The following is a 12,268-nucleotide window of genomic DNA, read 5'->3' on the forward strand; positions in this document are numbered from 1 at the left end:
GCTGTGATAAGACCCTGAGTTTCGCCTTCGATAGAGATATAACATGGAGTTGGCATTGCAAATTCCTTATTGTGTGAATAAACGCGACGCACATCGTCGCAATATGCAACACCAACAAAGCAAGGAGTATGCCAAAAATAAATTCGAACAATTTCAAACAGTTAAAAAACAGCCAATTTAAGCTGAGCAAGATCTTGCCCAGCTGGGCAACTTTTTGCTCGCCCGGGCAAGATCTTGCTTGCAGAAATGTAGAGAGATAACCATATTACCCAGTGTTATCTGACACTATACTTTGTATCCTTCCACATTAGCCAACTCACCCAAAAGGATATACCCTTCCTACTTGAAGCTTTATTCCTCTCCTACATCAGCTGTGGGAGTAGAATTAAGTATCATACTGATGGTTTTCTGAAGCCGCTATCTACAAGGGGCTTAAATCTTAGTATAGAAAATAAAGTTTCATACTAAATCAGTTTCAATACTTGTCCGGTTTAAAAATTTAAGTAATAAAGTTTCATACTAAACAATTCTTTTCTGCTTCTTCTTATCAAAATTGAGTAATAGATATTCGTATCTGACAGCCATGTCAAGACATTTAGCCGTTAGCAATTAGAGCTTTAATCGTTACCTGTATCCATTGTCCATTTAACTAACTCTTGGGTATTGATCAACAGCGTATCCAGTCTATCTTTAGTTGGCTTGCTGTGCCCATGGGAAGCAAGGTTCGTAATATCTATCAATTCATCATTAGACAATGTATTGAGAGATCTTCTTAAAGCTTTCCACCTTGACCCAGAAACTAAGTTTTGATTTGAATGTAGATATTTGAGTATCGCTGCAATGCCTTTTTCAGAAAAATTGTTAGTGTATATATCAGGATGGGAGACTTTTAATTTTTCATGAACAATTTTTTCCAACACGACTCGATAACAAAGAGCAAAAGACCACATTTTATCTATTAAATATAAATCAATAGCTTCTTTCGCTATATCCTCAATAATAATAGAGTTAGGAGTTTTTATAGTGTGAAGAATATCAACAGGCTGGGTATTTTTTGGATTTGAACTTTTAGTATCATTCTGTCCACTATTACCGGATTTATAAGGAGCTTTTGATTTTGTGTTTTTATTCTTACTAGATTTGATTTTTTCGTTCTTCATTTCAAGAAGTGTAGAGTCCACTTCATCCTTGGAAGAGCAAGCGATGACTTTGTTTTCCTCTTCATAAGTAGGTCTATGAGCCTCTGCTTGATCAATATAATTTTTTACTGTTGGGTGTGCTTTCAGAATTTGAAGAAGCCTCATTTCGTCAAAGTTGAACTTTCCTTTTGTATGTGAAATTTCTTGACCATCGAGGTGTAATTCCATATATATTTTTGATGGTGCAGCTTTATTCTGTGACCCCAACAAAAACTTTGGTCTGTACTCCTTCGTTGAACTTCCCTGAATAAGTCTATTATACCTAAACAAAGCCAAACCTGGATTACTAGTTTGACTTGCCTTATCTCTAACTGTAATAAAACCATTTACAGGCATTCCATTAAATTCAAATGAAATATTTTCTTTCCATACTTTAGATTCTCCATATTTAAAAGCAATAGTTTCAGTCGACCAAGAAGGTTTGGTTAGATAAGCCGTTGGATAGTCTAGTGGTTTAGGTTCAACTCGAGGAGTTTGATTCATTAAATCAGCAGAAGTATCATCTAAAGTAAATTTAATCTTAAGAATTTTTTCTCTATAGATAAAAATCTGATATGTATCATGTAATTGAGTACATGCCGATATTACTTCTTCCTGAGAGATATCTCTTAGTTTTCTTATTGAGATTACCACACCATTTTCATCATCTTTACCAGCTTTCTTTACTTCTACATCGACATTTTTTTTGTTTTTTTCAATAAGCTCATCTAAGTTGAAATCAAGACTATATACCTGATCTTCGCCAAATGGATAAGTTCTCAAATCCCACTCTCGTCCCAACCATACAGACGCAGCTTTCATACCAATACCAAACTCATGAAGGCTCTGCCGTTCAGGTTTGAAACCAGGCTTCATAGCTATTTGCAAACCTTTAGAAGTAATTCCAACGCCATTATCTTTTACTATTACATGTTGAGAGTGCTTATCTTTCAAAGAAATATTAATTTCAATTTTAAGGCAGCCAATATATTTTTTCACTTCTTCATCAGCGTCCAAATATGCCTGAAGAGAGTTATCTATATATTCTGATAAAGCACCCGCAAGATCATAAGGATAACTTCTCAATAAATTGTACATAGGCATATCTGGAGAAACATCAATTTTCATAGTTAATCCTCTATCCAATATCTGACATTATTTAAATTGCATATTTAATATTTAAATTTTTCGAAATTAATTCTACTACTTTGGCATTTACAGCATTACCTAATGCCTTAAATGATTTAACCATTGTAGAGGGTAAATTAGGTAATTCATGCAAGTTCTGCAACTTTGCAGCCTCAAGGGGTGACATATAGCGATTATACTTGGGTATAACAGGTATCTGAGTTGGGGTCATTGATATTAGAGATGGTGCAATATAAGGTTTTAACACTCGAATTCCTGAAGCTCTAAACTGCACAAGATGCTTGTAAACATCCAAGTTATCATGCTCTCCCCTCCACTCAAGTATCTGCCAACTATTGAATTCCTTGTTATTATTAGCAGTCCATTTATCGCATACGTTTTTATTTTCTAAGTACAGTTTTCTAGAATACTCAACCGATTGAACTAACCAACCTGAAACAGACTTATTCTTTCTCGTATAGCTTGGTAAAAGTTCTAGTACCTCTTTCCATGTTTTACATTCAGATAAGTCTGTTCCATATGCTCCTTTATATTTTTTTAATTCTTTAAGAGTTAGATTGCTAAAATCAAATGGATAAGTAGCCCCAAATTCAGGGGCAACAATCGATGTAGAAACCAATCTACTAATGTTTAGCTTAGACAGAAGACTCTGCCAATTTTCTAATAGCTCTACTTTTTTCTGCTCTAATTTTTTATGCTCAAGATTATTATCTAGTATATCTAATAATGAATCAGATTTTGAATTATTAACCTCGGGCCATTCAAAATCGCCTACATCTAAATCATGACGAACAGCTACAATAAATATTCTTTTACGGTTCTGAGGAATACCGATATCCACAGGAGAAATAACCTTGTGGTATAATACATAACCGATATTTTCAAATGACTCTGTTAAATGCTTCCAAAAGCTACCATCAGCTATAGTTATTACATTTGGTACGTTTTCAAGTACGATAAATTTGGGGCAGTGGTAGTTTGCAATTCTTATTACATGATCAATTAGCCGACCTGACTCCGGGCATTCTGCTCCTTTTTTCTTACCAGCAAGAGAGAAAGGCTGACACGGAAACCCTGCACAAATCACATCATGTGGCGGTATTTCTTCCTCGACAGCTTTGGTTATGTCACTATGAGGCACAATTCCATAGTTCTGCTCATATAGCTCTCTTAATGCTGGTTCTATCTCACAAGCAAACACACACTCATGCCCATTTTTAGCAAAACCAGTGTGAAATCCTCCCAGACCAGCAAATAAGTCTATAAATGTCATTTTCTTATTATGCAGAGATGAAAACTCATACTTATCTGAAATGCTCCCCATACGATGCTCCTTGTAATCCTTAAACTGACGCTATATTTGCAATATTGAGTAGTAATGATTTGATTTGATTTCTTAATTCCGGCCTATCAGTGGCCACCTTTTCTACTTTTTCAAACTCTTTTTCAAAATGCATAAACTTGATTTCAGATTCATAGGGTTCAACCCCTAAGAACTCGCAAAATTTTGCGACACGTGAATTGACAATCTTGAACTCACAGTTTTTTATCCGATAAACAAAATCTTTGTTAATTGCAGATAATAGACCTGAGTCTATCTCCCTGCCATATCGACGATTAAACCTTTCAACACAAAGTCTTAGCGTAAGTTTCTGTTCAGACATTGCAACACAGACATCCTTACTAATCTTTGCACAAGGACGAAATATTTTATCCATATTTGTCTCAAATTTATAAGAATACATTCATATTATTTCGCATAAAATTGAGACAGTCAATACAAAACAGACCAAAATACAAACAATAAGCGCAAAAAGTCAGCTCATATAAGCTGATTACTAGTTCATTTGGTTAGGCATAAGGAAGTGGTGTAATTTCTTGATAAAATGACAAAGTCAATCAAAATTGACTAGAAACAGACAGATTCGTCGGGCCCAAGAAGATCTACTTATCGGATCAATCTTCCCTCGATGCTTGGACTTCGGATGATTCACCCCGGAAAAGTTACCTTCCCCGCAGATTTCATGCAGATAGCTTTGAGGCCAGCGTAACGATCCTCTAAGCAATTGTTTTTCCAGTTCGATTACTTGCTCCTCCAATCGTGAAGCATCTTTCAGCCTGATAATCATGGTAGACAATGACTTCTCAGCATCCGAGGTATCCACTTCGAGGATATGGCAAGTATGTGCCTTATGCATAACTTCAATAACGGCCATGCATCGAGGATTCGCATCGTCGGCCAGCATATGCTTTTTACAGCGCGGCAATTTGGGCAACTTTCTTAAAGGGTAGCGTCGAACCTGACAACCATGTTCTGTTTCAAGCAAGTCGATCATCTGAAAGAAACAGGCAAACTTATTCTCATACAAATGTGCGTCATCGGTTTGGTCATCGACGATGCTCCATTCTGCTCCCGGCATCGTTCCGGTTACATCGCCGTCATTAGAAGAGAGTTCGGATGAAGCCTGGCTGGGCTGTCCATCATCCGGCTTACCATGAGGCGTTATTTTTACTTTGGATGGCAATCGGTTGGTCTTGAAGCCTGTTTTGAAGGACAGATAGACCATATCCGATTCCAGAGCCATTCGGCTCACATCCAGACTGGCACTTTCCAAATCATTCAACAGGTGTTCATCGGGACGTTCTGCTGACCGGCCATAACTTCCGCCACCTTTGCCACTGACTTGTCGTTCGAAGTCCGGATGATGAAAATCAATCTCCTCCGGCATCGCTGACGGCAAGTCATCTACCCGGAGAATTTCCCAGACAAAAAAGCTATTCGTTTTTCTATCATCCCAACCGGTCACCTGCAATCGGGTTCCGGCCAAAGATGGCGGCTGAAACGAAAAGTCCCAGAGCTGATATTGCCCCTGAACCCGATGCTCTTGCATCATTTGTCGGTGAATACTTTCGAAAGAATACCTAGCTTCAGGATCGATTAATATCCAGCTCAGAAACCGCCGGCACCGATCATCGTTAAACGACTCCAGCGGATAAGTTGCCGTCGGCATCACGTCGATCCGCCATTTTTCATCATCCTCTAGGACATTGAAATCAGAGGAAAGCACATCATGCTCCAAACTGATACGCGACAGATAGTTGTCGTGAAAAAACAAAACACGGGCCAGTTCGAACTGAGGCAGATAAAGCTGTTTCCCATCCGGCAGAATGATCTCAAAACACCATTGTTCCCGGTTTGCGACCGAATTCATCGCCTGAATCGCCGCACACTCGGAGAGCTGTTTTCTTTGCCACAATGTTGCATCTTCTATCGTAAACGACAGGCGTTTCCCTTTAGCAATATCATTCTGTAGCGAACTGAGCGGTTTAAAACGGCGGATCAACGGCGCACCGGTGATACTGACCGAAGGCCGCTCTGACTTCTTCGATAACGTCAGATTGATTCCCCAGTATTTATTCCGCTTTTTACGAAAGAGCGATCCGACCCCGAGCACTACCGCATCTTCGGGGATATGTTGAAATCGATATTCTCCCATAGACCTTCCGTTACTCCTTTTAGAAACCAACCTGCCAGAGGTGTTAACCGTTCTTCGCTGAGACCGGCAGAACGCAGCAACCGCCAACGCATCCAAGGGCGTTGCTGCCGGGACAAAGATAACGCCGCATTCGTCAATCGCCGAATCTGATACTCACCAACCGATTCGGTATACCCATTCAGAAACAACCTGGTACGGGGCAGTTTGTCCAAATGTTTTTCCAGCAAACTGGCCACCATTTTCGAACGATGGATGTAATACGCACGCGACAACCGGGGAACAGTTAAATCATCCCGGACATCCGGTAACAGCCTCATCAATTGGCGCACACAAACTTTATCCCGGAGTTGCCAGTCAACCCGTTGATTTACTGTTACATGGGAACGCTGGTAACGCCGGTTGATTCTGAGCAACCATGTTCGATCATGACGATACAACCACGCATACAAAGCACCACTATGGTGTTTTCTGGCCCGTTGACAGCCATCTGTCTTCAGCCGAATCAACCAGTCTTTGCGCCGCTCGCGGATATTGGCTTCTTCCTGTCGGTAAGTCGAAACAATCAATTGAGGTTTGAGCTGATACTGTTTCACCAGAACCAAGACCGATTCAGGATGAGGTTCTTCTCCCGACAACGCCGTGATCATGACCAGATGCTGTAGGAAACTGAACGACTTGCGATGTTTCCTCAGTATGGCCCGGCTCCAGGATGTATCGCTGCTCGTCAGTGCCAAACCATGCTTCTCCAGCCATTGAGGCGACCAATACCGGTTAACTCTGGCTGTTACATCCTGATGTAAAACATGGCTTCCCCGTCGGCAATCTGCCGAATGAGCCAAGTCCAGGTAAAAACAGCTCCATTGATAGCATGTCGGAGAAACCTGAGGATGAAGAGACAATAATGCTGAAGCAAATCTTGTCACGGCCTCAGATTCGGGCCGGTAGACTTCGCAGTCCCGATCCTCCGAATGAACTTCGGGTATCAAATAGGCATGTCGGTGTTGATGAGGCACCGTTCCGGAGACTCGCAAAGCTACCCCATGTTCGGGACAGATATCTGCACCACTAACCTGCCAGAGACGTTGCCAGTAGATTTCTCCGCAATGACGGGCCTGTTCGGCAACGCACTGAGGACAATAATGAAGCGTGCGCAGTGCTTTAACTCGCGAAGCCACCAAACCGAAAGCTGCATGAATAGCACCTTTCGATGCTCCCGACATCCATCTGATCCCGGACTGCCGTTTCGATTCCTCAATGAACGGCGCATAGAGTGGAAACAGTGTGTGCCGATAGATAAGAGAGACAACATCCAAGCTTAATGCTTCAGGATAATGCGCTGCGATTTGAGCAAGACGACAAGGTAAGTCAATGGTCGCAACAACTCGCCGATCACCATAGATTTCATCCAGCAACGCTTTCGGTGATTCGATACCATAGTGAAGTCCTGCTCTTGCCAGCAGGCTATAAATCAATTCTTCAGGATAGGGACATGGCAATCCGAGCATCTACACCGCCCATTTGTCCGGATGCTGCAAATCCAGCATTAAGCCATGATCCCGCACGGTCTGATACATCGTCGCCTGATCTTTCTGAGCATATAAATAGCGTAAGTCCTGACTTTCCAACGTATGCCAATCTTTGGCTTTGACCGGATTCACCTTATTTGCTTTGGGTGGTGTAGCAACCGGCTTTGGCCGCTCGTCATACCAAGCCAGAACCAACGGCATCATCTCCCGCAATGTCAGATCCGGCTTCTCCTGAAAGACTTTCTCAACCAGCGGGATCAGCAATTCGGACTGACAATCCATCTGGATCAACATCTGATAAAGTCGCATTGCCTGTTGATTCCGATTGAACGGAAGCTCGGCTTCTTCAGGCAATTGAATAATCTTACGATGTAGCGTCAGCAGCTGTTTATCGATATCTTCCACTCTCAAATCCGAATAGCGGGAAACCATTTCCGGATCACCCCGACGCATGGCATCCAGCATCGGATGAACCGGCTTTAACTCATCATTGTATACAGCCCGCAACAGCTTCACCGTAATGCGTTCCAGCCCGCTCGCTATTGCACGGAGCTGGGCAAGCACAAACAGTTTCACCACAATATCGAGTACGCCCTGAGAGAGTTCATACCAACAGTCACGGATCTCTTCGCTCAGAACCTCATACCGCCGTTGCAACCACTGATAACGCCATAACTTATTGGTGAAAGCCTCCCACTCGCTTTTACTGTTCGGCTGCTCTGAAAATTGCGGCATCGGCTGCCAGTACAGAGAGCCGAGCCCGGTACTTCGTCTTGCCGACTGAAGCTCAACCTCAAAGATTGGCCGGGCCTTCGGTGTTCCAATCAAAACAGCCGGAACCCCGACGGTATTGACCAGTTCGACGAAAAACTCCAGCATCTGCTCGCGCCCGCCGGAACGACGAATACTGAGCCGCTGAATTTCATCGATGACGAGAACGCCGATTGCCCGATGATTGGCAACCTGGCTCATCAATGCCAGCAACGTCGGAATACCGTGTCGCTTGAGGCCATAAGTCGATTCATAGTTGGTTCCGAGTACCCGATCAACTTCCCGGAAAAAGTTAAGACACAAGCTCTTGAGAGAGCCGTTATTCGGACATTCGATTTTCAGATAGGCAATCTGAAAGAAATTATGCTGCTCGTGATAAATCACCTGAGGATAGGTGGCAAGAATACGGGATAACGTCGAGCTTTTGCCACTCCCGGAACATCCGATCAATGACAAACAACTGGCCGTCGAACGAGCATCCTGAAACTTGAAACTCGTCATATCACCGGACATGATCCGCTCATAGCCGTTTTGCAGATGTTTGTTGAGTGAACCGTCCTGAAGATTTCTCCCGACATAACCACGGCGGATCATAATTGAGATCCGCTCTTCCAACAGTACATGCTGCGCCAATGGCTGAAAGAAATCATCCAACAGCGAAGCAACCCTATGCGCACGTTGACGAGGTGGCAGCAACGTATTTTCCGGCGAGAAGCTCACCGTTCCCTCAAGTCCCTTTTTAAGCTGCTTCAGCTCCATCAACGGCGGTAAAGCCTCAATGAACGGATTTCCCCGATAAGATGGGTTGCCCGTATCCCGATAAACTGCCGTCACGTATTTGTCAGGTAAACTCATTCCTGATCGTCCTCATCGTCAAACAGCTCACTGACAAAGCTGGGATACTGGTAATCTTCTTCCTCGACACCCGGCAAGTAAACGACATCGGCACGTTCCCGTGGTTGACTCGGTTCAGTCGGTTTCCGGTCTTCCCTCTCACTCTCCAATTCAGCTTTTCTGTTTGGCCGGATCGCTGCAATTCGTTCAGGCTTAGAAAACTCGGAAACATCCGGACTTCTTGCTTCGGCCTGCTGAATCTTGTCGATCACCCGACGTTCATGCGCCCGTTTTTTCTCATCCGAAACCACTTTTGATGTCGCCGTCACTGACTTCTGACGAGTCTGTATCTGCCAGACTTCCCAGAAAGAACAGTGAATAAATTCACGCGAACGATCAGAAAGCTTACCCACCCAGAATTCACTTTTCCCTTCCACCGGGAAAAGATAGATCTCATCGGCAATATTCGGATCGTAGGCTACCGTTACTTTCTCCGGGCGAGACGTCGCTTTGCCTCGGTGCATCCATCCGGCACTCATTGCTTCAGCACAAGTGTAATAGAGACCGAACAGGCAAATACCCAAGGGAGAAATCGTCGCTCTTGCTCGAGGCAGCAAACTCAGTCTCAACTCTCTTTCCGGCGCAGCACGCAAACGACCAGTCCGATGCTGAATTCCCCAACGCCAGAGTTCGATCGGCACCGAAGGCAAATCCACCGGCATATCGTCGGAACGGTCATACTTACTCAACACGGCAAACTGGTTGTGGTACAGAATGGAAGAGAGGATGATTTCTTTAAAGTCCGAGATGGATAGCTTTGCATCCAGACGGTAATCTCTGCCGCCCCGTTTCTTTACCGTCGTTCCTGTCACAACACCGGGAGCAAACGGCGTAAAATCGGCCTGTATGGTTTTGAAATTCCGCTCGACGATCCCTTTCGCATCGCCACGATAAGGCGGGGTATTTTCCACTCTGACCGAAAAGCTTTTCTCAAGACTTTCAATCTGACTGCCAAGCAACTCTCCCCGATCGGCAAGGATTGCATCCGGTAACCCAATGACTGGCCAGTCCTGCGCTTCAATCTCGATCCCATATTGATGACAGAGAGCAACCTTGTCCGTCATTGCCGTTTGCAATGCCTGAATCGCTGCTACATAAGACGGATTTTCAAAACCGATATACAGTCCGGCGATCAAGCGACTGAATACATCGACAACGACATAAACAACCGGGCGTCCGACAATCCAGCTCCGGTTGCTATCCGAGACCAGATAGATATCGGCAATGGTCGCATCGATTTCAAACCGGGAGCCGGGACCAAGCGCGTGTAGATTGGCCGTACCTTTAAGTGGCCGAATGTCTTTGTTGTAGATCTTCGGATGTGTCCGTTTGCGGATCATATCAACCTGAGTGAATTCCCGCTGATAGAAATACTTCATCTGCCAGTTGGTCGGAATCTCTGCTTCCGGGACATCCGGGAAATAGGTCTGATATATATCCTTGAAACGGCGGTGTGCATAGGGAAACGTGTACCCTTTGTCGTTCAGCAGATACTTTTGAATCGCTATCCGGAACAGACGCTCGGTAAACTCATCGACATTAACGCCGGCGCCAGGCATATACTTTCTGGGACGTCCGAGTTTCTTCTCCCCGGCCTGACGACGTTTCCCTTTTCCTCCCGAGTTTTTATAGTCGGGCAACAACGCATTAGCGATCTGACCACGCTGCCAGTATTGACGAATCAAACGGTACAAGGTCTGCTTGGTTGTCTTATGCTCTGCCATCACCGCATTGATCGCCTTCGCTCTCAGGTCAGACCGATAGTATGCTTCGCACTGGATAATCGGTTGAATCAAAGCATAATTCTTGTCTCGTTTAACCTGAGCGACACTGCCGTCTTCAGGAACTTCCAATGTCAGATAAACATACGGATCTTCAACCCGGAGTAATGTTTCATCCTCAATCCCCTGATAAAGCGTTTCCGTATCGACCAATACCGGAAAAGCCGATTGATCGTCGATAGAAATCCAGACCAGCTCATCTCCCAACAAGCTCAGAACCCGGAACCTTTCCCGTTCAAACTCAAGCACTTCATTGATTCGAAACATGCCGAGCTCCTATCAGGTGATTCATATTTTCAAGCTGGAGATCCTTGACGAGCAGGCGATGGAATTCCGTCGTCATATCGAAATGGAAACAGCGCTGAGAGAGAAGCTGCCTGATTTCATACAGAGACTGTCCTTCCGGAAGCCGGTAACTGACATCCAGATGCTTGCACAGATCGACAACTGTGCGGTTTGGGGACAACTCGAACTGCGCCGAATAATAAGCCGTTCTTTCCAGCAATAACTCATCGGTCAGCTCATCTCGTTGCGACGGATACAACCAGCCGATGTTTCGAACCATCACCGGTGAAATATCTTTCTCAGTGACCAGAAACCACGGGATTTTCTTCAGCACCCAGTAACGGCGTTCTATTTCCAGCTTTTCAACCACCCGAGGATCTTGCAACGCCTCGGCATATTTACCTTGAATAGCAAATTTAGGCAGTTTGGTATTGAGGCTATTGACCAGAAAATCGGAAGACATATACAGGTCAACACCGCTATCCGCCGGATGCCTGATCCCGTTTTCGTTGGCGATTTGCCGAGTCTCCGAGCGTTCCAAAGGAAACTGTTCGCGGATATCGGTAATTTGAGGGTTCCATTCGAGCGTAAAGAAAATGGCGAGTTCCAGATCGGAAAAAAGGTGATGGATTCGTTGTGTCTTATGACCGAAAACGCGATGAGAACGGCCTTCGGAAGGAACATCCCGAACAGTCAGCCAAGGCTGATAATCAACACCCCGGCCACTTCCCCGGCCTTCTTTGAGCCAGCGTCCATATCGGGTTTCCGACGCCGAATATTTATTTTTTGCCATAAAAAACCGCTATCCCATGCTGATAAAATAAGCATAAGGACAACGGATTGAGTATGCAACTCTATTACTTATCTTCTGTGAAGATCGATAGCATCAACCTTCTCGGTAATATTGATGCTTTCTCTTGGAGTTATGCTTCCAGCTTTTTGCCACATCATAAACATATGCCGGATAGTCGTCCCAGGGATTGGCCAGTGCTTTCCCACGAGCGGCACGAAACTTTACCGGATAACCTTTACATTCAACCAAATGCATGAAGTAAAAGCTTTTTTCTTGTTTGGTACTAAAGTGCTTGTGAGTACCGCTTCGGATACAGGGATAAAAATGCCACAACAAATAGTCCGCAGATTTTCTATCAACAGCGTGTTTGTACTGCTGTTTTAATTTTTTCATA

9 protein-coding genes are annotated in these 12,268 nt (G+C 44.2%); all 9 read right to left on the reverse strand.

Annotated elements, in window-relative coordinates; translation table 11 throughout:
- Window positions 1-617: 617 nt before the first annotated feature.
- On the reverse strand, window positions 618-2,306 hold the full coding sequence (locus tag AACS00_RS00590) for an ATP-binding protein (protein WP_110168155.1): 1,689 nt from the start codon (window positions 2,304-2,306) through the stop codon (window positions 618-620).
- Between the two features lie 31 nt (window positions 2,307-2,337).
- Complete coding sequence (locus AACS00_RS00595; RefSeq protein WP_219968435.1) at window positions 2,338-3,651, reverse strand: DNA cytosine methyltransferase; 1,314 nt, start codon at window positions 3,649-3,651, stop codon at window positions 2,338-2,340.
- 19 nt (window positions 3,652-3,670) lie between these two features.
- Entirely contained in the window at window positions 3,671-4,045 is a 375-nt protein-coding gene (locus AACS00_RS00600; RefSeq protein WP_110168156.1) for a hypothetical protein, read from the reverse strand.
- Between the two features lie 177 nt (window positions 4,046-4,222).
- A complete protein-coding gene (locus AACS00_RS00605; protein WP_110168157.1) occupies window positions 4,223-5,824 on the reverse strand; it encodes a Tn7-like element transposition protein TnsE in 1,602 nt (533 codons plus the stop codon).
- On the reverse strand, window positions 5,782-7,329 hold the full coding sequence (locus AACS00_RS00610; RefSeq protein ID WP_110168158.1) for a TnsD family Tn7-like transposition protein: 1,548 nt from the start codon (window positions 7,327-7,329) through the stop codon (window positions 5,782-5,784). Before AACS00_RS00610 ends, AACS00_RS00605 begins: the two co-directional genes overlap by 43 nt.
- Entirely contained in the window at window positions 7,330-8,976 is a 1,647-nt protein-coding gene (locus tag AACS00_RS00615; RefSeq protein WP_110168159.1) for an AAA family ATPase, read from the reverse strand.
- Window positions 8,973-11,063 carry a Mu transposase C-terminal domain-containing protein gene (locus tag AACS00_RS00620; protein WP_110168160.1) on the reverse strand — a complete coding sequence of 697 codons (2,091 nt, stop codon included), beginning with the start codon at window positions 11,061-11,063 and terminating at the stop codon, window positions 8,973-8,975. The genes AACS00_RS00615 and AACS00_RS00620 overlap by 4 nt, the downstream gene beginning before the upstream one ends.
- Complete coding sequence (locus AACS00_RS00625; RefSeq protein ID WP_110168161.1) at window positions 11,047-11,874, reverse strand: TnsA endonuclease C-terminal domain-containing protein; 828 nt, start codon at window positions 11,872-11,874, stop codon at window positions 11,047-11,049. The genes AACS00_RS00620 and AACS00_RS00625 overlap by 17 nt, the downstream gene beginning before the upstream one ends.
- A 93-nt stretch (window positions 11,875-11,967) precedes the next feature.
- Window positions 11,968-12,267 (reverse strand): hypothetical protein, encoded by a 300-nt coding sequence (locus AACS00_RS00630; RefSeq protein WP_110168162.1) that lies wholly within the window; start codon window positions 12,265-12,267, stop codon window positions 11,968-11,970.
- Window position 12,268 lies beyond the last annotated feature (1 nt).

This window comes from Vibrio sp. 11986-1-5 (assembly GCF_963878025.1).
Lineage (GTDB): Bacteria > Pseudomonadota > Gammaproteobacteria > Enterobacterales > Vibrionaceae > Vibrio > Vibrio injensis.

Coding starts and splice junctions, on each gene's coding strand:
- AACS00_RS00590 (WP_110168155.1), bottom strand. CDS start 2,306: ATGAAAATTGATGTTTCTCCAGATATGCCTATGTACAATTTATTGAGA.
- AACS00_RS00605 (WP_110168157.1), bottom strand. CDS start 5,824: ATGGGAGAATATCGATTTCAACATATCCCCGAAGATGCGGTAGTGCTC.
- AACS00_RS00595 (WP_219968435.1), bottom strand. CDS start 3,651: ATGGGGAGCATTTCAGATAAGTATGAGTTTTCATCTCTGCATAATAAG.
- AACS00_RS00600 (WP_110168156.1), bottom strand. CDS start 4,045: ATGGATAAAATATTTCGTCCTTGTGCAAAGATTAGTAAGGATGTCTGT.
- AACS00_RS00625 (WP_110168161.1), bottom strand. CDS start 11,874: ATGGCAAAAAATAAATATTCGGCGTCGGAAACCCGATATGGACGCTGG.
- AACS00_RS00615 (WP_110168159.1), bottom strand. CDS start 8,976: ATGAGTTTACCTGACAAATACGTGACGGCAGTTTATCGGGATACGGGC.
- AACS00_RS00610 (WP_110168158.1), bottom strand. CDS start 7,329: ATGCTCGGATTGCCATGTCCCTATCCTGAAGAATTGATTTATAGCCTG.
- AACS00_RS00620 (WP_110168160.1), bottom strand. CDS start 11,063: ATGTTTCGAATCAATGAAGTGCTTGAGTTTGAACGGGAAAGGTTCCGG.
- AACS00_RS00630 (WP_110168162.1), bottom strand. CDS start 12,267: ATGAAAAAATTAAAACAGCAGTACAAACACGCTGTTGATAGAAAATCT.